The organism is Streptomyces sp. R21 (assembly GCF_041051975.1).
GTDB lineage: Bacteria > Actinomycetota > Actinomycetes > Streptomycetales > Streptomycetaceae > Streptomyces.
Genome location: NZ_CP163435.1, coordinates 8,651,902 through 8,672,170, shown reverse-complemented (window position 1 = coordinate 8,672,170; position 20,269 = coordinate 8,651,902). Strand labels below are relative to the sequence as shown.

The 20,269-nt window shown below is 70.6% G+C and carries 22 protein-coding genes and 1 pseudogene; 7 read left to right on the top strand and 16 right to left on the bottom strand.

Annotated features, from left to right (window positions below; translation table 11 throughout):
• The 10 genes from AB5J56_RS38785 to AB5J56_RS38740 all read right to left on the bottom strand — a co-directional run bounded on the left by AB5J56_RS38785 (nt 1) and on the right by AB5J56_RS38740 (nt 8,910).
• Nucleotides 1-1,083: a histidinol-phosphate transaminase gene (locus AB5J56_RS38785; protein ID WP_369240101.1), complete on the bottom strand. Its 1,083-nt coding sequence runs from the start codon at nt 1,081-1,083 to the stop codon at nt 1-3.
• Entirely contained in the window at nt 1,080-2,030 is a 951-nt protein-coding gene (locus AB5J56_RS38780) for a 2-dehydropantoate 2-reductase (RefSeq protein ID WP_369240099.1), read from the bottom strand. The genes AB5J56_RS38785 and AB5J56_RS38780 overlap by 4 nt, the downstream gene beginning before the upstream one ends.
• Entirely contained in the window at nt 2,027-3,235 is a 1,209-nt protein-coding gene (locus tag AB5J56_RS38775; protein WP_369240097.1) for a cytochrome P450, read from the bottom strand. Before AB5J56_RS38775 ends, AB5J56_RS38780 begins: the two co-directional genes overlap by 4 nt.
• A 10-nt stretch (nt 3,236-3,245) precedes the next feature.
• A complete protein-coding gene (locus AB5J56_RS38770; RefSeq protein ID WP_369240095.1) occupies nt 3,246-3,536 on the bottom strand; it encodes a MoaD/ThiS family protein in 291 nt (96 codons plus the stop codon).
• 3 nt (nt 3,537-3,539) lie between these two features.
• Nucleotides 3,540-4,184, bottom strand: a complete 645-nt coding sequence (locus AB5J56_RS38765) for a hypothetical protein (RefSeq protein WP_369240093.1) — start codon at nt 4,182-4,184, stop codon at nt 3,540-3,542.
• A 69-nt stretch (nt 4,185-4,253) separates the two neighbouring features.
• A complete protein-coding gene (gene trpS / locus AB5J56_RS38760) occupies nt 4,254-5,366 on the bottom strand; it encodes a tryptophan--tRNA ligase (RefSeq protein ID WP_369240091.1) in 1,113 nt (370 codons plus the stop codon).
• A gap of 285 nt (nt 5,367-5,651) precedes the next feature.
• Entirely contained in the window at nt 5,652-6,371 is a 720-nt protein-coding gene (locus AB5J56_RS38755) for an alpha/beta fold hydrolase (RefSeq protein ID WP_369240089.1), read from the bottom strand.
• A gap of 17 nt (nt 6,372-6,388) precedes the next feature.
• Nucleotides 6,389-7,360: an alpha/beta hydrolase gene (locus tag AB5J56_RS38750; RefSeq protein ID WP_369240087.1), complete on the bottom strand. Its 972-nt coding sequence runs from the start codon at nt 7,358-7,360 to the stop codon at nt 6,389-6,391.
• A gap of 159 nt (nt 7,361-7,519) precedes the next feature.
• A complete protein-coding gene (locus AB5J56_RS38745; RefSeq protein ID WP_369240085.1) occupies nt 7,520-7,858 on the bottom strand; it encodes a GNAT family N-acetyltransferase in 339 nt (112 codons plus the stop codon).
• A 53-nt stretch (nt 7,859-7,911) separates the two neighbouring features.
• Nucleotides 7,912-8,910, bottom strand: coding sequence for a pirin family protein (locus tag AB5J56_RS38740; protein ID WP_369240083.1), 999 nt, complete (start codon nt 8,908-8,910; stop codon nt 7,912-7,914).
• 96 nt (nt 8,911-9,006) lie between these two features.
• Between AB5J56_RS38740 and AB5J56_RS38735 the strand changes: the two genes are divergently transcribed.
• Nucleotides 9,007-9,495, top strand: coding sequence for a carboxymuconolactone decarboxylase family protein (locus tag AB5J56_RS38735; protein WP_369240081.1), 489 nt, complete (start codon nt 9,007-9,009; stop codon nt 9,493-9,495).
• 218 nt (nt 9,496-9,713) lie between these two features.
• Nucleotides 9,714-10,178: an SsgA family sporulation/cell division regulator gene (locus AB5J56_RS38730; RefSeq protein ID WP_369240079.1), complete on the top strand. Its 465-nt coding sequence runs from the start codon at nt 9,714-9,716 to the stop codon at nt 10,176-10,178.
• Nucleotides 10,179-10,211: 33 nt separating this feature from the next.
• Here the strand turns inward: AB5J56_RS38730 and AB5J56_RS38725 are convergent, their stop codons facing one another.
• Nucleotides 10,212-10,628: a hypothetical protein gene (locus AB5J56_RS38725; protein ID WP_369243042.1), complete on the bottom strand. Its 417-nt coding sequence runs from the start codon at nt 10,626-10,628 to the stop codon at nt 10,212-10,214.
• Nucleotides 10,629-10,676: 48 nt separating this feature from the next.
• A pseudogene (locus AB5J56_RS38720) lies at nt 10,677-11,572 on the bottom strand (FAD-dependent oxidoreductase); the annotation flags it as partial.
• A gap of 292 nt (nt 11,573-11,864) precedes the next feature.
• On the opposite strand from AB5J56_RS38720, the gene AB5J56_RS38715 reads away from it, so the two are divergent.
• Nucleotides 11,865-12,440, top strand: a complete 576-nt coding sequence (locus tag AB5J56_RS38715) for a Dps family protein (protein WP_369240077.1) — start codon at nt 11,865-11,867, stop codon at nt 12,438-12,440.
• A 71-nt stretch (nt 12,441-12,511) separates the two neighbouring features.
• On the opposite strand, the gene AB5J56_RS38710 is transcribed toward AB5J56_RS38715, so the two are convergent.
• Together AB5J56_RS38710 and AB5J56_RS38705 are read right to left on the bottom strand one after the other, a co-directional pair.
• Nucleotides 12,512-13,501: a helix-turn-helix domain-containing protein gene (locus AB5J56_RS38710; RefSeq protein WP_369240075.1), complete on the bottom strand. Its 990-nt coding sequence runs from the start codon at nt 13,499-13,501 to the stop codon at nt 12,512-12,514.
• Between the two features lie 277 nt (nt 13,502-13,778).
• The gene (locus tag AB5J56_RS38705; RefSeq protein WP_369240073.1) at nt 13,779-16,148 is read right to left on the bottom strand and encodes a tetratricopeptide repeat protein; all 2,370 of its coding nucleotides are present in this window, start codon (nt 16,146-16,148) and stop codon (nt 13,779-13,781) included.
• 231 nt (nt 16,149-16,379) lie between these two features.
• Here AB5J56_RS38705 and AB5J56_RS38700 point away from each other — a divergent pair, with 231 nt between their 5' ends.
• From AB5J56_RS38700 to AB5J56_RS38685, 4 genes are all read left to right on the top strand, one after another.
• Entirely contained in the window at nt 16,380-16,793 is a 414-nt protein-coding gene (locus AB5J56_RS38700; RefSeq protein ID WP_369240071.1) for a hypothetical protein, read from the top strand.
• A 101-nt stretch (nt 16,794-16,894) separates the two neighbouring features.
• Nucleotides 16,895-17,251, top strand: coding sequence for a DUF779 domain-containing protein (locus AB5J56_RS38695; protein WP_369240069.1), 357 nt, complete (start codon nt 16,895-16,897; stop codon nt 17,249-17,251).
• Between the two features lie 75 nt (nt 17,252-17,326).
• Nucleotides 17,327-18,568 (top strand): phosphodiester glycosidase family protein, encoded by a 1,242-nt coding sequence (locus AB5J56_RS38690; RefSeq protein ID WP_369240067.1) that lies wholly within the window; start codon nt 17,327-17,329, stop codon nt 18,566-18,568.
• Nucleotides 18,565-19,032 (top strand): DUF416 family protein, encoded by a 468-nt coding sequence (locus tag AB5J56_RS38685; protein WP_369240065.1) that lies wholly within the window; start codon nt 18,565-18,567, stop codon nt 19,030-19,032. Before AB5J56_RS38690 ends, AB5J56_RS38685 begins: the two co-directional genes overlap by 4 nt.
• Here the strand turns inward: AB5J56_RS38685 and AB5J56_RS38680 are convergent.
• The gene (locus tag AB5J56_RS38680) at nt 19,022-19,216 is read right to left on the bottom strand and encodes a hypothetical protein (protein WP_369240063.1); all 195 of its coding nucleotides are present in this window, start codon (nt 19,214-19,216) and stop codon (nt 19,022-19,024) included. The genes AB5J56_RS38685 and AB5J56_RS38680 overlap by 11 nt on opposite strands.
• A gap of 127 nt (nt 19,217-19,343) precedes the next feature.
• Nucleotides 19,344-20,207, bottom strand: a complete 864-nt coding sequence (locus tag AB5J56_RS38675) for a phosphatidylinositol-specific phospholipase C/glycerophosphodiester phosphodiesterase family protein (RefSeq protein ID WP_369240061.1) — start codon at nt 20,205-20,207, stop codon at nt 19,344-19,346.
• Nucleotides 20,208-20,269: the final 62 nt, after the last annotated feature.

Here is a 20,269-nt window from a genome sequence, read left to right as displayed (position 1 = left end):
TCAGTTTCCGCGATCCCTGTGGCCGAGCGCGGTCAGCAGGATTCGATGCGCTTCGGCCTCTCCGACCGTGATGCGCACGCCGTGCCCCGGAAACGCTCGGACCTTTACCCCTGCCATGGCTGCGGTCCGGGCGAAGGATTCGGCGGCCGAAGTGAGCGGGAGCCAGACGAAGTTGCCTCGAGAGGGCAGGACGGGCAGCCCCAATTCCCTGAGACCGGCGGTCAGTTCCGCACGTGCCGTGATCACTGCCGCCATGCGGTCCCGCAGTTGGGCCGGACTGCGCAAGGACAGGATTGCGGCTCGTTCAGCGAGGCGCGTCACCCCGAAAGGTATGGCCGTCTTGCGGACGGTGGCCATGACCTGCCGTGGTCCGGCCGCATAACCGACCCGCAGGCCGGCCAGGCCGTACGCCTTGGAGAAGGTGCGGAGTATCACGGCGTTGCCGTTCTCCCGCAGCACCGTCGGCACACCCGGAGGATCACCGCCCCGCTCGAACTCCACGTAGGCCTCGTCGACGACCGCGATGACCCGATCCGGCAACGAACGCAGGAAACCGTGCAACTTTCCCTGGTCGATGACGGATCCCGTCGGGTTGTGCGGCGAGCAAAGGATCACCACCCTGGTCCGCGCACCCACCCGGGCACGGATCTCGTCGAGGTCGTGATCCCCGGACTCGGTCAGCGGCACACGGACGCTGGTGGCGCCGGAAACGGCGACCAGCAGCGGGTACGCGTCGAACCCCGGCCATGCGTAGACGACTTCGTCGCCCTCGCCGCACAGTGCGAGCAGGACCTGCTGGAGCGCGCCCGCACTTCCGGGACCTACGGCCACCTCGTCCGGGGAGAGGCACAGATGCCCGGCGATCTCCTCGGTCAACTCCCGTGCCGTCGGGTCGGGATAGCGGCCGAGCCGTGGCAGGCATTCCTGGACACCGGCAAGCACGGTGGGCAGCGGTGGATGAGCGAGTTCGTTGCTGGAGAGGTCGAAGGTGATGCGCGGGCTTCCTGCGGTGTACGACGACTCCATGACCCGGTAGGCCGTCATGTCCCGCAGCGTGCCGCGTTCGGCGGATCTCACGTTCATCGTCCGCGCCTCCCCGTGGCTTCACGCATGGCGAGCAGCTCGTAGAGCATCTCGTGGACCGGCGCGGTCAGGCCCGCGCGGCCGGCGAGGCGAACGGCGGCCCCCGTCCACGCTTCGAGCTCCGACGGCCCTCCCGCCAGGATGTCCCGTTGCAGCGAGGAGGTGGCGTCGGGCGACTGACGGTCCATGAGCTCCGTCGCCGTGTCGACGCAGTCCGCGGGCAGCTCGATCCCGAGCTTGATCCCGGTCTCGTGTATTTCCCGCATGCCGGCGATCAGCATGTTCCGGGTACCGGGCCGTGAGCGGAGTTCGCCGATGGTCGCGCCGCCGGTGACGGCTCCAAGGCTGCCGACCGGAACCACCAACAGGAACTTCGCCCACAGCGCGGCCCAGATGTCGCGCGGCTCCGTCACGGTCACCGAGGCGTCACGCAGCACCGTGCGCAGCCGAACCACCCGGTCGGACACAGCGCTGTCCCACTCGGCGAAACCCAGCGCACCGGGGGGACCCACATGCCGCACCTCGCCCGGACCGACCGCCGTGGCGACGACTCGGGCCATGCCGGGGAGTACCCGTGCGCGGCCGATCCCGGCGGCGACCTGCTCAGGAGCCTCCACTCCGTTCTGCACGGTGACGACGGCGGTGTTCTCGCCGAGCAGTGGGCCCAGTGCGTCGACGGCCGCCGGCAACTGCGACGTCTTGACGCAGAGCAGCACGTAGTCGACCTGGCCGAGGTCGTGCGCGTCGTCGGACGCCCGAACCCTGGGCACGCTCCAGCCACTTGAGCCGTTGGTGACGCGCAGTCCCCCTCGCCTGAGCGCGGCGAGGTTCTCACCGCGAGCCAGGAATCGCACATCGTGCCCCGCAGCGGCGAGCCGGCCACCGAAGTAGGTGCCTACCGCGCCGGCGCCCGCCACGGCGATGGCCGGGCCGCCTGATTCCGTCATCGCGGCAACCTCTCCCCCACGCGCAGGGGAAGGGCCTCAAGGCCCCGGCTGAGCGAACTGTCGGAGAGCCAGGCAATCTCCTCCGGAGGTACCGCGAGTGCCAACTGCGGCAGTCGGCGCAGCAGCGTGGAGAAGGCGATCTGTCCCTGGAGCCGGGCCAGCGGGGCGCCGATGCAGAAGTGCGCACCATGGCCGAAGGACAGATGGCGGTTCGGTGAGCGGGTGACGTCGAAGGTCTCCGGATCGTCGTACGTCGCGGGATCGTGACCCGCACTGGACAGCGACAGGTGTACGAAGCTCCCCTTGGGTATGTCCACTCCCCCGAGCTGCATGTCCTCTCCCGCGATCCGCAGCGAGGCCCAGGCTGCCGAACCCTCGTAGCGGAGGATCTCCTCGATCGCCGGGGGAATCAGCGCGGGATCGGCGCGGAGCATGTCCAGTTGCTCGGGATGGCGGAGCAGCAGTGCCGTTCCGTTGCCGATCATGTTGGCGACGGTCTTGTGCCCGGCGATGATCAGCAGGAGGAGCGTCGAGAGCAGCTCCTGCTCGCTGTACACGCCCTCGTCCCGGGCCCTGATGATCGCGCTCAGCAGGTCATCCCGCAGGTCCGTGCGACGCTCGGCCACCAGCTTGGTGAAGTAGTCCGAGAACTCCTCGCTCGCCGCCTTCAGTTCCCCGTCCGTGCACGGACCCTGGCTGAGGACGTAACTCCACTCCTGGAACAGCGGCCTGTCCTCGACCGGAATCCCGAGGTACTCGCAGATGACGGTGAGCGGCAGCGGAAGAGCGAAAGCACTCAGCAGATCGATCTCACCGGACTCCGGGAAGGCGTCGATGAGATCGTTGACGATGTCGTCGATGCGCGATGCGAGCCGCGCGACCGTGCCCGGCAGGAACGCCCGGCGGATCGGCTCCTTCAGCCGGGTGTGCCTGGGCGGGTCGGCGAACCCCAGGTTGCCGACCACGAGGAGGCTGTTGTCCACGGCCTTGTCCCGGAACTCGGCGGGAAGGTTCTCGACCTGCTTGGACAGGCGCGAGTCGCCGAGTGCCTCCTCGACGACCTTGTTGGAGAGGACCGCGTACGCCTGGGCGCCGGGGGGAACATCGATGCGGTGAACGGGACATCGGGACCTGAGCTCCGCCGCGTTCGCGTGCGGAGAGGGCCCGGGGCTGGTGAAGAACTCGGTGGGAATGATGTCCGACATCTCGCCCCTCCTAGGACCGTGGTTCTCCGCTGCCACCCGCCACGGCCGGCACGATCCAGATGACGTCGTCGTTCGTCACCGCCGTTTCCAGGCCGTCGAGTTCCCTGATGTCGCTGTCATTCCGATAGACATTGACGTAGCGCTTCACCGACCCTTCCCCGTCCATGAGCCGCTCGAGGACGCCGGGACAGTCGCGGTCCAGACCGACCAGCACCTCCCGGACACTGTCGCCCTTGACCGGCAGCTGCTTCCGCCCGCCGGCCAGCATGTGGAACGCTGCGGGGAGTTTGACATCGGCCATGTTTCACGCCTCCACATTGAATTCGTCTCGAACCACCGACGGAATCCGCAGGTCGAGCCTGTTGCATTGCTCCGGCCCGGGCCTCCAGCCGGCCAGCCGATGAGCGACAGCGCCGTCGTCCTGATAGACGTAGCAGATCACGTTCACCGGCCAGGACGACTGACGGAAAAGGTATTCATCCATCCGCGTCGGACTCTCACTCAGCTTCTGGTGCCGCTCGTGCGGCGGGCCGATCTCATGCCAGTTCGGATGTGAATGGATGGACCCCAGCAGATCCAGACCGTTCGCGGAGTGACGCTGGATGGCGCGCAGGACAAACTTCTCGTCCGTCCAGAACCCTCGTTTCGGGTTCTTGTACACATCGCCGAACTGCGGGGCGATGACACCTTCGAATTCACACATGACGCTGTCGTCGCTGTCGCGGACATTCGGCGCGAACTCGATGTCGCTGATGGTTATCTCGGTACCGTCCGAATGTCCGAACAGCAGCCCCGACGCACGCGGCAGATGGCTTGGCACTCCGTCGTCGTTGCGGCTGTCCAGACATTCCTGGTATTCCTTCACGGCATCCTCGATGAAGCAACGCCGGGCAGGTTCGATTTCGAAGCGGACGGTCTCCGGAAGATCACCGAACGGCATATTCTTCATGCCTGACAGGGTCTGCCGAAATGCTCGAAAGACTCTCGAGGTCGCCTGGAGGACGCCTGGAGGTCCTCCTCAGTAGTGGCTGTTCATGGCGGCACGGACCTCGGCGAGCGTGGCATCGGCCACCGCCCGCGCCCGCTCGTTGCCTTCCCGCAGTGTCTGGCGGAGAAAGGTGCGGTCCTGCGCGTACTCGGCCCGTCGGGCCCTGATCGGGGCCAGGTACTCGTTGACCGCCTCGGTCACGGTCTTCTTCAGGGCGGCGGCTCCCGCGGAGCCGATGTCGTCGGCCACCTGCTGGGGGGTCCGGTTCTGGCACAGAGCCGTCAGCAGGAGGAGGGAGGACACCTCGGGGCGCGTGACCGGGTCGTACGTGATGTGGCGTTCGGAGTCCGTCTTGGCGCCCTTGACCAGGCGGGCGGTCTCGTCGGCGTCGGCGGCCAGCACGATGGCGTTGCCTCGGCTCTTGCTCATCTTGGTGCCGTCCGTGCCGAGCAGGAGCGGTGCGCTCGACAGCAGGGCATCGGGCTGCGGGAAGACGGCGGTGCCGTTGCCGTAGCGGTCGTTGAAGCGGCGGGCGATCGTGCGGGTGATCTCGAGGTGCGGGAGCTGGTCCTGGCCGACCGGGACCAGATTGCCCTTGCAGAAGAGGATGTCGGCGGCCTGGTGGACGGGGTAGGTGAACATCAGTCCGCTGACGGCGGACTGGCGCGAGTGGGCGATCTCGTCCTTGACCGTGGGGTTGCGGTTGAGCTCGGCGACGGAGACGAGGCTGAGGAAGGGCAGCATCAGCTGGTTGAGGGCGGGGACGGCGCTGTGCGTGAAGATCGTGGTGCGTGCCGGGTCCACGCCGATGGCGAGGTAGTCCAGGACCAGTTCCTCGACGTGCTCGGTCAGGTTGTCCGCCACATCGCGGTCGGTCAGGACCTGGTAGTCCGCGATGATCACGAACATCTCCACGCCGAGGTTCTGAAGACGTACGCGGTTGTGCAGTGTGCCGAAGTAGTGGCCCAGGTGCAGTCGGCCCGTGGGGCGGTCGCCGGTCAGCACCCGGAACTGTCCGGGATCCTTGCGGATCAGCTCTTCCAGCACGGCGCTGCGGGCCTGCGCGGCGGATGTCCCGAGCGCGTCGGCGGAGGTTGCCGAGGCGGAGTCGTCGGGGCTCACGGTCTGGGGGGTGGTGTTCACAAGGTCTCCTGGTGGTCGGTCTCACCGTCAGGACGGCCCGACTCCTGGTTGCACCCAGGGACGCGAAAGGGCCGTCCATCCGAACGGCCCGGTCATGCATGAGAGGTGGCCGCTCCTACCCGGAGCGCCACCAGCTCAGACACGACGAACGATGCATACGCACATCATAGCCTCAGCTCCCTTGAGCCAGAGGGCAGTTCGGCACGAGGAGACTCGCGCACCCACCCGGTCGGCCCCGGCCGCGACACGCCGTAGGACCCCGGGACCGGCCGACCGGTCCGTACGTCAGCTCACCGAGCGCACCGCGTCGCGGATCAGGTCGGCGACCGCCGCGGGCTGGGAGACGGCGACCGCGTGCGAGGCGCCCTCGAACTCGACGATGGTCGCCCCGGCGCGCTTGGCGCCGAACCGCTCGACCTCCGGGTTGATCGCCTGGTCCGCGCCGGCCACCAGGGCCCAGGACGGCTTGGTCTTCCACGCGGCGGCGGAGGCCGTCTCCGTGAAGGCACCGGCCGCGAGCGGGCGCTGAGCCACCGCCAGGACCTTCGTGACGTCGGCGGGCACATCGGCGGCGAAGACGGACGGGAAGGCCTCCGCGGTGATGGTGACCTCGGCGGCGGGGTCACCGTCCGCGACGGGGTACGTCCACTGCTTCAGGCTGCTGACCAGCGGCGAGTCGGGGAAGCGGCCCTGGAGCTCGCCGAGGCTCTCGCCCTCTTCGAGGACGTAGGCGGCCACGTAGACGAGGCCGACGACGTTCTCCGTGGTGCCGGCCACGGTGATCAGCGCGCCGCCGTAGGAGTGGCCCACCAGTACGACGGGGCCCTCGATCTGGGAGGCCACGGAGGCGACGTAGGCGGCGTCGGCCGCGAGGCCGCGCAGCGGGTTGGGCGGGGCTATCACCGGGATGCCGTGGCTCTGGAGTTCGGTGATGACTCCGGACCAGCTGGCGGCGTCGGCGAACGCGCCGTGGACGAGGACGACGGTGGGCGTGGAAGTGGTCATGTTCACGTACTCCGAGTTCAGGCGGTGTGCAGGGCGGCGTGCAGGGTGCCGGTGGCGAGCGTGATGGCCGCTTCGGCGGCGTGGGTCTCGCGCAGCGCGTTGAGCATCACGAAGTCGTGGATGATGCCCTGGAAGCGCACCGCGGTGACCGGGACGCCGGCCTCGCGCAGCTTGTTGGCGTACGCCTCGCCCTCGTCGCGCAGCACGTCCGCCTCGCCAGTGATGACCAGGGCCGGGGGCAGCCCGGTGAGCTGCTCGGTGGTGGCCCGCAACGGGGAGGCGGTGATCTGCGCGCGGTCCGCCTCGTCGGTCGTGTACTGGTCCCAGAACCACTGCATGCCGTCGCGGCGCAGGAAGTAGCCGGTGGCGAACTGCTGGTAGGAGCCGGTGTCGAAGTTCGCGTCGGTGACCGGGTAGAACAGCACCTGCTGCACCAGCGGGACATCACCGCGCTCCTTGGCCATCAGGGTCAGCGCGGCGCTCATGTTGCCGCCCACCGAGTCCCCGACGACGGCGAGCCGCACCCCGTCCAGATTCTTGGTCGCGCCCTGCTGGACCACCCATTGGGCGACCGCGTAGTTCTGCTCGATGGCTACCGGGTAGCGGGCCTCGGGCGAGAGATCGTACTCGGGGAAGACCACGGCCGCGTTGGCGCCGACGGCGAGTTCGCGCACCAGGCGGTCGTGGGTGTGGGCGTTGCCGAACACCCAGCCCGCGCCGTGGATGTAGAGGATCACCGGCAGGGTGCCCTCGGCGCCGGCGGGCTTGACGATACGGGCCCGGACGCTGCCGGTCGGGCCGCCCGACACGGTGATCCACTCCTCGTCGACCGCGGGCTTGACGATGTCGCCGGACTGCACCTCGTCGACCGCCTTGCGGCCCTCCGCCGGGGCCAGGTCGAACAGGTACGGCGGGTTGGCGGTCGCCTCCGCGAACGCGGCGGCCGCGGGCTCCAGAACCGGCGGGGCCGGCTTGACGGCGTCGGACATGTGCATCTCCAGAGGTCTCATCGATGTACCGGCCCTCCCGGCGCAACCGGCCTGAACAGGCGCAGAGTGCTTCGGACCGTTACCCAGCACGCTAAAACCGTTGCACGGGTCCTCATTGCCCGCGAGTGCACCGCTACTGGTCCCGCAGTGCACAACCGCTCAGCCCAGTTCGCCCTCCAGCCACCGCAGGACCTCCGGGGTGACGGGGTCGGTGATGTCGGTGAACTCGTCGTGCTTCTTGAGGAACTTGGCCACGTACGGGCACACCGGCACGATCCTCTTGCCCAGGGCGCGCACGTCGGTGAGCGCGTACTGGACGAGCTGCGCGGCGAGGCCCTGTCCGGCGTAGGCGTCGTCGATCTCCGTGTGGAAGAAGACGCGTTGGTCACCGTTGTCGCGGTACGCGGTCAGGCCGGCGCGCTTGCCGTCGACGAGGATCTCGTAGCGGTTGCGGTCGTCGTTGCGCTGCACGACGGGGGCGGTGGTGGGCTGGCTCATCGGGTTCCTTTCGAAAGGGGGCCAGTGGAGGGGGGTTTCAGCGGGTGGGGGTTTCAGTGGCCCGTCGGGTTCTTGCGCGGCGCGATGGTGGCGTTCGGCAGGGCGGGGGCGGGAAGGCGGTCGCCGGGATACCCCTCGACGGCTCCGAAGCGGTCGGAGGCGTTCTCCCAGTCCGCCCTCGCCCGGACGATGTCCTCGTGGCTGCGGCCGATGAAGTTCCACCACATGACGATCTCCTCCTCGAAGCAAGGGCCGCCGAGCAGGACCAGCCGGGCCGCGTCGTCCGACTCGTTGACGAGCGTGAGGCTGTCGGTTCCGGGGTGGACGTAGCCCAACTCCGCAGGGTGCAGCGGGGTTTCGGCGACCCTCACGTCCCCGTGGTCGACGAGGACGCCGTGCTCGAAGCCGGGGTCGACGGCGAGCGTGAGCGCCGTGTGCGGCTCCATGGTGATCTCGGCGCCGAGCAGCGGCGTGAACGTCCGCACCGGTGAGGTGTCTCCGGCGAGGGCGCCCAGGAAGACCCTGACCTCGGCCCCGTCGAGCCGCACCGGCGTGGGCACATGGTGCTGGAAGTCCCGTGCGGCGCCCCGGTGTTCACCGGGCAGGGCCACCCAGAGCTGGACGCCGTGCAGGACGGTGGTGCGCGGGGTGGAGACCTCCGTGTGGCTGATGCCGTGCCCGCCGGTCATGAGGTTCAGCTCGCCGGGCCGTACGTACGCATGGCTGCCGAGGCTGTCGCGGTGCTCGATCTCGCCGCTGAACAGCCAGCTGACCGTCTGCAGGCCGGTGTGCGGGTGCGGGGCGACGTCCATGCCGCCGGTGCGGGTGACGTCGTCGGGGCCGTAGTGGTCCGCGAAGCACCAGGCGCCGATCAGGGTTCGTGCGCGCTGCGGGAGCGTGCGGCGTACGGTCATCGCTCGCGGGCCGCCCAGCGGTACGTCGCGTGGGGTGAGGACGTCGACGTGCGCCGACCGCGCGGGCCTCCCCGGCTCTCCGCCGTCCACCACGGATCCGCAGCGCGTCTCGACGGGTGCTGCTTCCACATTGCTCATGGGACCACCTCTTCCACCTCTTGCACCCATGATAGTTTCATATTAAACAACTTGGTCCTGATCATAGGACGATGTCGGCACCGAAGGAGTCCCAGGTTGAACAGCTCGACGCCGGGGTCCGCGAGTCAGCGTCAGCGGATCTTCATAGACAAGCAGAGCCCCAAGGCCTACCACGCACTCGTACAGACGTCCGAAGCCGTGCGTGCGGCCGCCGCCGACGCGGGGCTCGACCGGACCCTGGTGGAACTGGTCAACCTCCGTGTCTCGCAGATCAACGGCTGCGCGTACTGCCTCGACGTGCACACCCGCGCCGCCCTGCGGGCCGGCGAGACCACACGGCGGCTGGGCGTACTGGCGGCCTGGCGGGACACCGAGCTGTTCACCCCCACGGAACGAGCGGCCCTCACCCTGGCCGAGGCGACGACCGCACCGTCCGACACGGCCGCGCAGGACGCCGCCTGCACGGCAGCCGGGGACGTCCTGACCGACGACCAGATCTCCGCGGTGATCTGGGTCGCGGTCACCATCAACGCCTTCAACCGGGTCTCGATCATGAGCAAGCATCCGGTACGAGCCGACCGCTGAGGCCGCGCCCGCCGGCCGCACTCGCCTGCTCTTCATCCGGCCGACGTGTCGCCGGCGTGCATGAGCCGGTTCCTCTTTGGGCAACACTCCGTGCGTCCCTCGGCAACACGCCCCCACGCGCTGGCCGTACGGTCATCGGCACCACCCCTCCCCCACAAAAGCCCGGCCGACGAACCGAACCACAGGAACCACAAGAACAACCGCTGACAGGGGGCCTCGTGATACAGCCTCTCGCCGATGCGGCGGGTGAACACTCGATCTCCTTTCCGCTGGAGATCGACGTCACCGCCGCCGGCCGACCGCCGATACCGCTGCCCGCCGAGTTCCGGTACGAGCGGAGCGACCCGTACGCCGTGTGCCTGGCCCTCGGAGCGCCCACGACCGCCTCCGTCGACTGGGTGTTCGCCCGGTCCCTCCTCGCAGAGGGGCTTCGCCGGCCCGCGGGCATCGGGGACGTACAGGTGACGCCACGGCGCCACTCCGCCGCAGGGCACCCCTCGCCTTCGGACACAGTCCGCATCCTGCTCAGGACACGGGACGGCGCCGCGGCCACCCTGGAGGTCCGGGCGTCCGCGGTCACCGCTTTCCTGCGGCGGACCGACGTGATGGTGGCGCCCGGCACCGAGCACCACCACCTCGACCTGGACCGCGTCACCACCCGGCTCACGGCCGGCGGCCCGTGACGCGTCGAGGCGGGGTGCATCGGCGCGAGGCGGTCAACGAAGGGCCGCCAGCGCCGGTTCGACGGCCCGGTGAAACGTCGGATACGTGTAGATCATGTGCCGTAGGCGTTCGACGGGAACCTCCGCGTGGACGGCCACGTTCAGCCCGTACAGCAGCTCGCCTCCGGCCGGTCCCGCCGAGGTCGCGCCCACCAGGACGCCCCGGTCGGCGTCCTCGACCAGCTTGAGGAAGCCCTCGCCACCCGGTCCATGGATCCAGCCGCGGGTGGCGTCGGCGTTGGGCACCAGCGCCGTACGCACGCGCAGTCCCTGGTCGCGGGCCTGTCGCTCGGTGAGTCCGACGGCCGCGATCTCGGGATCGGTGAAGGTGACGCGGGGCAGCGCCCGGTAGTCCGCGTCGGGACCAGGACTTCCGAGCACGTCCCTTACGGCGATCTGGGCCTGGTACATCGACACATGGGTGAAGGCACCGCGGCCGGTGATGTCTCCGACGGCCCACAGGCCTTCCGCCGCCCGCATCTGCCCGTCCGTGCGCACGGCTCCGGCCGTCGGATCGAGTCCGACCGACTCGACGCCCAGTGCGCCGAGTTCGACCTGCCGTCCGGTCGCGACGAGCAGCCGCTCCGCGCGTACGGGCTCTGCCACGCCGTCGAGCAGCACGGTGAACTCGGCCCCGTCATGGCTCACTTGCCGGGCCCGCGCCCCGGTCAGGACGGTCACACCGTCGGCCCGCAGCGCCTGCGCGGCCAGCTCCCCCGCCTCCGGCTCCTCCTGGGACAGCAACCGCTCCTGTCCCTCGACCACGGTGACCCGGCACGTGAAGCGGGCGAAGACCTGGGCGACTTCCACGCCGATCGCGCCGCCGCCGAGGACGACCATGGACGTCGGCAGTTCCTTGGCGGCCATGGCATCCCGGTTGGTCCAGTACGGCGTCCCGGCGAGCCCTGGCACCGGCGGAATCCGCGGCCGGCTGCCGTGGCCAGCACGACACCCCGGCGGGCCTCGATGGTGCGCTCACCGACCATCACACGCCGCGGGCCGCTGAGCCTGCCCCTGCCGCGGACCAGCCGACCGCCCTTGGCCGTGAGGCGGTCGGCCGCCACCTGGTCGTTCCAGTCGTCGGTGGCCTGCTCGCGGATGCGCTCGGCGACCCGGGTCCAGTCCGGCGTCACGTCCGCGCCCCCCGCGAGGGCGGGCACGCGTCGCGCCTCGGCCAGCAGATTCCCGGCCCGGATCATCATCTTGCTGGGCACGCACCCCCAGTACGGGCACTCGCCCCCGACGAGCTCCGCCTCCACACCGACCACGTCCAGCCCGGCCTCGGCCAGCGTGCCCGCGGCGTACTCGCCGCCCGGCCCGAGACCGACGACGACCACATCCGCCTGTTCTTCCATGCCCATGTCTCCTTTCCCTGCCCGTACGACTGTCCGACGCCCTGCCCGTACGACTGTCCGACGAGCCGTCGGGCACCGAGGCTAGGGCGGCGGGACGACGCGACGAGTCCCTCAGCGCACGGATGTCCGACCGAGAGCGCACCGCCGGCCGGCGGTCGCCGCACCACCCGGTGCGTCCGCTGCGTCTGGTGCGCTCACGGGCGCCATCCCATGCGCTACGCGGCAATTCGCCCCCGCCGGCCGCGCCTACCGTCACCGGCGTACACCCGCACGGCATCGCAGGAGGCACGCCATGACCACCACGTCCCAGCCCACCAGCAGCCAGCCCTGGGTGCATCAGAAGGGCGCGGTCATCCAGGAGTTCGGGACCGTCAAGCAGTTCCCGCTCGGGCTGTCGTACGACGCGCGCATGTACTCCTGCCAGCGGCTGAACCAGGTCCTCGCGGACACGCAGATCCTCTACGGCCTCTACAAGAAGCACCACTGGAACATGCGCGGCGCGACCTTCTACCCACTCCACCTGCTCCTCGACAAGCACGCGGGCGAGCAGCTGGAGCTCGTCGACACGATCGCCGAGCGGGTCCAGACCCTGGGCGGGGTCTCCGTGGGGGATCCCCGGCACGTCGCCGAGATCACCTCGATCCCGCGCCCGCCGGACGGCGTGGAGGAGGTCCCGGCGATGCTCTCGCGGCTCCTCCACGCCCACGAGGCGATCCTCACGCAGGCCCATGACGCGGCCGCCCGTGCCGCCGAGTTGGGCGACGACGGCACGAATGACCTGTTGGTCTCGCAGGTGATCCGTACCGGCGAGCTCCAGGCGTGGTTCCTCGCGGAGCACCTGGTCGACACGCCGCTGGTGCGCGCCTGAGCGACAGTTGCGGTGCTGGACGCGTCTGCGCGCACCGTGGACAGGATGATGGTTGGCCGACGAGGGGCCTCTCACGGCGTACGACCCCCCGCGTCGCCGCCCCCGCCCCCGGCAAGGCGCATGCTGCGCCACTCGCGCGGAGAGAGGCCGTAGGAGGCGCGGAACACTCGGCTGAAATGGGCGGGGTTGACGAACCCCCAGCGCTGGGCGACCGCCGAGACGGTGGGTGCCGTGCCGCTGGGGCGGGCCAGTTCGCGGGCGCACTCCTCAAGACGGCGCCGCTGGATCAGCCGGCCGACGGTGCTGCCCTCGCTCTCGAAGATCCGGTGCAGGTACCGCACGGAGATGTGGTGCGCTGCCGCGACGGCTTCCGGGGACAGTGCGGGATCGCCCAGGTTGCGGTCGATGTGCTCGCGGATGCGCGGAACGAGATGGCCGCGCCCGCTCTCCTCCGGCGTGGCGCCGTGCCGGGTCCGGTCGGCGACCAGGGTGGCGAAGAGGTCGACGACGCTGGCGGCCAGACCGCTCGCGACGGTCGGGGAGTACGAGTGCGCCGAGGCGACCAGCGTGCCGAGGAAGGGCATCAGCACCGCGCCGAACCCCTCCGTGGACCCGATCGCGGTGCCGGTGACCCGGTGGATGTCCTCGTCCGACAGGCCCAGCACCCGGCGAGGCATGTGGATCACCCGGGTCGTGAAGCGCTCCGGGTAGTCGAGCGAGTAGGGCCGCGAGGTGTCGTACACCATCAGGTCGCCCTCCCTCACGACCGCCCGGCGACCGTTCTGGACGAGGGTCGCCGTGCCGGACGTCTGGACGCCGACCGCCACGAACGCCCCGGAGGAGCGGGCGATGTGCTTCGGCGTACGGCTGGCGCGCTGGGCGTCGGCCTCGATGGTCGAGACCCTGAGGTACCCGAGGCGGCCGGTGGAGATCCGGCCCTCGAACGGACCGTCGCCGCGCGGCACGACTGCCATCGGCACCAGCGCCCTGCCCATCGCGTCCCGCCAGTACCCGACCTTGTCCTCGTCGGGAACCGAAGCAGTCGTCAACACCAGGCTCACCTGGTTCTCCTCTCCACCGTATGACAGCGGCGGAGACCTCGGATCCGCATCGCACGCGGACCGAAGCGGCCCGAATCCCCGCCACCTGAAGCCAAACAGCGGGCGGCCCGGGCCTCCAGGCACAAAGAAGGCAGAAAGATCCATCCGGGCAGGGCGGCAGAACCGGACAGGTCGGGCGCGCCGGAGCAGTGCACTGTCGGAACAGCCCAGTGCGCTGAGGGAGTCGAGCAGCCCGCTCCGGCGGGCCTATCGTGAACGCGGAAGCAACCGGTGCGCGTCAGCGGGCGGAGAGATCCGCAAGTCGCTGCCGGGCGTGGGCGACACGTTCAGGGTCGGCGCCCGGGCCGAGGGCGACACAGTCGGCGAAGGCCTTCCTCGCCTGCGTCGTACGCCCGACGGCGGCGAGGGCGTCGCCGAGGTGGACCAGGCAGCGGCTCACCATGGCCGCGTTGTCGTTGGCGCGGGCGACGTCGACGGACGTCTGTGCGTGGGCGACGGATTCCTCCCACCGCCCCAGGGCCGCATAGCCGCGACCGAGGCCCGAATGCAGGTTGAGTCGGCCCATCTCGGCGATATGGGGTTCCAGGCGGTCGCCGGCCTCCTCCAGAAAGGCGAGCGTACGCAGGTCGGAGGCGAGGGCTTCCTCGGTCCGTCCCGCTTCGAGGAGGATGATGCCGTAGCCGCTCATCGCCTGGAGCGTGCCGTGCATGTCGCCGGCTGTCTCGAACAGCCGGGCGGACTCGCCGGTGGCGTCGACGGCCTGCTGGGTCTCCCCCAGCAGCCGGTGCGCCCAGGCCGTGTAGTTGTGGGACCACGCCTGCTGGACCGGGTCACCGGCGCGCTCGGCCGCCTCCAGCGCCTGGGCGGAGCGCACGAGGCTGTCGCGGGGCCTGCCTTCGCACAGGAGCAGGGCCCAGGCGTGGTAGTTGAGCTGGGTCGCCTCGACGAGGGCATCGCCCATGGCCCGCGCGGAGTGCGCCGCGGTGCCGAAGACCTCGGGCCAGTGCCCCCAGAAGATCCACTGATCGGAGAACCAGTGCAGGGCCTCGGCCACCTCCACCACCGTGGCGTGCTCCCCTGCCACCGCGGCCGTGCGCAGGGCGGCCAGCCAGTTGACCCCCTCGGCCTGCAGCCACTGGCGGGCCTTGTCGGCGCTGGAGAGGTCCACCATGCCCTGCCAGTCGGCGGGCGGAGCACCGTGCTCGGGCTCGAACCAGCGGCCGGCGACGATCGCGGTCTCCAGCAGCCAGCGGTGCAGCGCCGCACGGGCCGGGGCGGTGTCCTCGGCGCTCTCCTCGGCCTCCAGACGGGCGCGGGCGAACAACCGCAGCAGGTCGTGCAGGCGGTAGCGGTCCCGGTCCGCGCCGAGCAGTCCGGTCTCGACCAGCTCCTCCAACGTGTCCTCGGCATCGAACAGTTGCTGCCCCGTCAGCTGCGCGGCGCAGGCTGCCCCGGCGTCCGGGCCCGGTATCAGCGCGAGGCGGCGGAAGAGCCGGGCGGCGGCGGGGGTGAGCTGGCGGTACGACAGGTCGAAGGCGGCCGCCACCCGTACGTCCCCGGCGGCCAGCGCGTCCAGGCGCCGTTCCTCCACCGCGAGGCGGTCGGCCAGGCGGCGTACGGTCCAACCGGTGCGGGTGGCCAGCCAGTTGCCCGCCACGCGCAGGGCGAGCGGGAGGTGGCCGCAGCGCCGGGCGACATCGGCGAGTGCGGCCGGGTCGGCGGTCGCGCGCTCCGTTCCGACGAGCGCGGTCAGGAACGCGGCGGCGTCCTGCGCGTCGAGTTCACCGAGCGGCAGGCGGTGCACGCTCTCCAGTCCGGTGAGCATGCGCCGGCTGGTCACCAGGACCATGCCCGCGCCGCTGCCCGGCAGGAGGGGGCGTACCTGGGCCTCGTCGCGGGCGTTGTCCAGCACCAGCAGGCATCGCCGGTCGGCGAGCAGTTGGCGGTACAGCCCGGGATGGCCCTGCGGTCCCGCCTTGGCGAGTTCCCGGTCGGCGACCTGGAGGGCCTTGAGGACGCCGAGCAGGAGTTCGGCCGGCTCGGGCGGGTCGTTGTCCATGCCGCGCAGGTCCACCACCAGCTGCCCGTCCGGGAACTGCTCGGCGAACTCCCGCGCGGCGCGCAGGGCGAGCGTGGTCTTGCCCGTCCCCGGGGGCCCGGACACCGCCACGACCACGGGCGACGCGGCCGGAGCCCCGGGACCTGCCGGACTCCCGCAGTCGCCCGGACTCCCCGCGCCCTCGAAGGCGGACCGGTCGGTGGACCTCCCCTGATCGTCCCGCCCGTCGGACCCGTGCCGGGCCGCCGCCTGTCCGGCGAACGCCGCGAGCCGCTCCAGCTCCCGCGTCCGGCCGACGAAGTCGTCGATGCCGCGCGGGAAGGACCGCACCCCCACCGGGCTGTATCCCGGGCTGCGCCCGGCTCGCGCGGCCGTCAGCAGCCGCTCGCGCTCCACCTCGGCCAGCCCCAGACCGTCCGCCAGCGCGGCCACGGTCCGCCGCTGCGGAGCCGCGCGTCGCCCCCGTTCCAGGTCCCCGATGCCCCGCACGCTCACGCCCGACGCCTCCGCCAGACCCTCGATCGTCAGTGACGCGGACAGCCGCAGATCCCGCAGCAGCGCCCCGAAGGCCGCCTGCTCGCCGTTCAACCCTCTCCCCTTCTCACCGCCATGCTCCCGTCGAAGCCCCCGAGCATGATCACGGAAAGTCTAAGAGAGCCCCCGGACGAGATGGCCCATGCACGGTTCGACCTGGTTCGAAAGCATTGCCGCACGTCACGCCCCACGGCGAGACTCCTGCCGACCGAGCACCAAGGGCCGCACAGCCCCCACAAGGGCAAGGAAACCGACCGCCTTGCCCACCCATGGAATTGAGGGAACATGCGCATACTCGCGACCACGCTGGGCGTAGCCTCCGCCACCCTGCTGCTCGCCGCGACGGCGGCTCCCGCCGAGGCCGCACCCGCGTCCCCCACCGCGTACGTCCAGCGCTGCACCAATCTCGGCAACGGTGATCTGTGCATCGACGTGACCGGAAGGGTCGGCCAGCAGGGCACTATCGGGGTGGGGTACTGGAAGCGGGCGGGTGACAGCATTCACGTCCGGCTCGGCTGGCAGAACAACACCGGCGGCGGCGCGAACTTCCACTCGACCGTCTACGGCCCGCTCGTCCCCGGCAGCAACACCGGAACCGACACCTGGCGCACCTACCTCGCCTCCGGTTGCGTCCACCCGCTGATCGAGGTCATCGGACAGGGCACCCTCAAGGGCGCCGAGGTCTGCGTACCTGCCTGACCTCGCGCTCCGGGCCGTGCAACGTTCCCGCAACGTCGCCGGGAGTTGGATGGGCCGCCGGACCGGCCGCCCCGCGGCCCGGCAGCGTGCGAGGAGAGGCGATGGACGTGACCCCCCGCGTGGAACTGACCCCGGCGGCCGCCGATCTGCTGCGGCTGCTGCGAGCGGCGCACGGGCCGCTGATGTTCCATCAGTCCGGCGGCTGCTGCGACGGCAGCGCGCCCATGTGCTATCCGGAGGGCGAGTTCCGCACGGGCGGCTCCGACATCCTGCTCGCCGAGCTGGAGGTCGAGGGGGTGGACGAACCGGTGACGTTCTGGATGTCGAAGAACCAGTACGAGCTGTGGAGCCATACGCGGCTGATCGTCGACGTCGTCCAGGGCCGGGGCAGCGGCTTCTCGCTGGAGGCACCCGAAGGAGTGCGTTTCCTGATCCGTTCCCGCGTCGTCGGCACATAGCCCCCGCGACGGCCATCGCCGTCTGGTGCACTTCCCCTGAGTCCTGCGAGAGTTGACGAGACATCAGGGGGGACTGTGACACGTCGTAACGGACGGTTCAGAACGGCACTGACGGTTCTCGCGGCCTGGAGCGCGCTGGCCGGTGCGGCCCTGGTGGGGGCGGCACCGGCCAGCGGCGCGCAGAGCGCGGCAGCGGGTACGGCCGACATCGCGCCCGGGGTCACGTACACCGAGTTCGACATCCCGGCGGCCAAGGGGGTGACGCACGCGCATGTGCTCGGCGTCGACCTCGGCAATCCGCACGTACGGCTCGACCTGCTGTATCCGGGGGCCGTCGCCGCCCGGGCGCCCGTCTCCCGGCTGGCCGACACCCAGGGCGCCGTCGCGGGCGTGAACGGCGACTTCTTCAACATCACCGAGACCCAGCATCCGGGGGTCGAGGCGACCGGCGCGACCGTGGGCCCGGCGATCGCGCGCGGGCACACGCTGAAGGCGGCGGTTCCAAACGGCCAGCGTTTCGGGCCCGCGCTGCCGCCCGGTACGACGACCGAGGACGTGCTCGGTGTCGGCGTCGACGGCCGGGCGCGGCTGGACAGCCTGGACCTCGACGGTGCCGTGGGCACTGCGCAGGGGCTGCTTCCGCTGGGCGGGCTCAACCAGTACGCGCTGCCGGAGGACTCCGTCGGAGCGTTCACCTCGGACTGGGGCAGCGTCTCCCGGGTGCGGGCCACCTGCGGCACGGACACCGACCGGGCCGCGCCCTGCAGTACGGACACGTATGAGGTGACGGTCCGTCACGGTCGAGTCGTGTCATCGGCGGACACACCCGGCAGCGGTCCCATCGCGGCGGACACCACCGTCCTGGTCGGCCGCGAGGAGGGCGCCCGGAAGCTGCGGAAGCTGTCGACGGGCGAGCCGGTTCTCGTACGGCACCGTCTGGTGGCACACACCAGCAAGGTCCCCTACCGCTTCGCGCTCGGCGGATACCCGGTCCTCACGGACGGCTCGCCGCTTCCCGGCCTGGACAACACGACCTCGGCGGTACGGACGGCGGTGGGCATCTCGGACGGCGGGCGCCGCATGCTGCTCCTCGCGCTCGACGGCGCACCCGAGTACCGCAGCGGACTCACCATCGCCGAAGTGGCCGCCACCATGCGGAAGTTGGGCTCCACCGACGCCTTCAGTCTCGACGGCGGCGGCTCGACGACGCTGGTCGCCCGGGAGCCGGGGGCGGGCACCGTCAGCGTGCGCAACCATCCCAGCGGAGGCGCGGAGCGGCCGGTTCCGAACGGTATCGGGGTGTTCTCCGCCCCGTGACGGACCCGGTGACGGACCCCGTGAAGGACCCGGTGGCGGACCTGGCCGCCCTGTCCGCGCTGTCCGCGCTGTCCGGGGACGAGCGGACCACCCTCGCCGCCGCGTCGGCCGAGCGGCTCCTGCCGCATTTCGAGCACTTCCACGAGCGGACCGGAGCGGGCAGTCCGGAGGTCCTCAGGAGCGCGCTCGCGGCTGTCCGGACCCGGCTGGCGGACGGCACCGAGGTGACCCTGCGAACCATGCTCGACAGCTTCGAGCAGATCCAGGTCGCCGCCGATCACATCGGAGAGGGGACGGGCCCCACGCTCGACGAGGCCGCCCGCATCGCCCACCTCGCCTGGTACGCGGCCGCCGCCGTGACCAACGCCTGCCATGCCTCCGTGCACGGCCGGGTGCACGAGACGCGGCTCTGCCTGGAGTACGAGGACTACGCCGCGCGCCTCGCCGGCGACGTCACGGGTTGAGGCTGCTCACGATGTCCGCCGTCGCCGTGAGCCCGTCGTGGATGGTCGGCGCCATGCTGGTGCTCGCCAGATAGAAGCCGAGCAGGACGCAGACCAGGGCGTGCGACAGCTTCAGTGCGCCGTTGCGCAGGAAGACCACCGCGAGAATCAGCAGCAGGACCACCACAGAGATGGAAATGGCCATCGTCAACCTCCTCCGCCACGTCGACACCGCGGCTTTCGGCCGCAAGTGTCGCGTAGCGGGGGGTTCGTCGGGGCAGCTGACGTGTCCTCCGAACGTGTGGTGTCCACGCCCCTTCGAACAGAGGTGTCTACGCCCGTTCGTGGGCGTCGAGGAACGCCTCCAGACCGGCGAGGTCATCGGTGTTGAAGTAGTCGACGTCGGCGGCGAGGAGTTCGCTCCACAGCGCGTCACGGGCCGGGCCCGCCAGATCGGGCGTGGCCCAGAACCGCACCTTCTGCCGCCGCGCATGCGCCGCCGCGATGATGCCGCGCAGCTTCTCGCGCTCGGCGTCGGGGAACGGACCGTCCCCGAGCCAGCTGAAGTTGAGCGTCCAGTTGTCGCTGATCAGCGGGACGAACGAGGCGGGCGCCGCGGTGCCGAGGTCGGTGAGCCGGCCGTCGTAGAAGGCGCGCCGGACGCTCTGGGCCTCCATGGGCACACGGGCGGCGCGGTCGCCGGAGATCACGGCGGTGATCGGGCCGGGGAACACGCGGCCATGGGCGTACGTCGTGAACAGGTGCTTGTAGCGGCGCAGATGGCGGTCGAGTTCGACGTACGTCGAGGAGCCCTCGGTCTTGATGTCGATGAGGAGTTGCAGGGGCCTGTGGTAACCCCGGTACACCGAGCCGCGGTTGGCCTTGAGGCGGGCGGCGAGCGGGGCCAGGTAGAGGGATTCGAGGGTGCGGGTCGGATCGAGGTCGACGGGGTCGTGGGCGACGAGGAGCTGGTCCCCGACCAGGTAGATGTCGGCCTCGACGCTGCCGAAGCGGTGGTCGAGGGCGTCGATCAGGGGGCGCGGGTGCTCGTAGTCGTTGTGCGCGTGGGCCCGCCACAACGGGCGCGGGCCGTGCTTGTGTTCGCTCGCCAGCGCGCTGGTGGCGGGCAGGGCGACCGAGCCCGCGAGGGCGGCGCCGAGGGTGGTGAGGGCTCTGCGGCGAGTGGTGAGGGCCATGCTCTGCCTCCCGGGAAGGGCCGTATGGGACCTCAGCGAGTATGCGATCCCGCAGGGTCCAA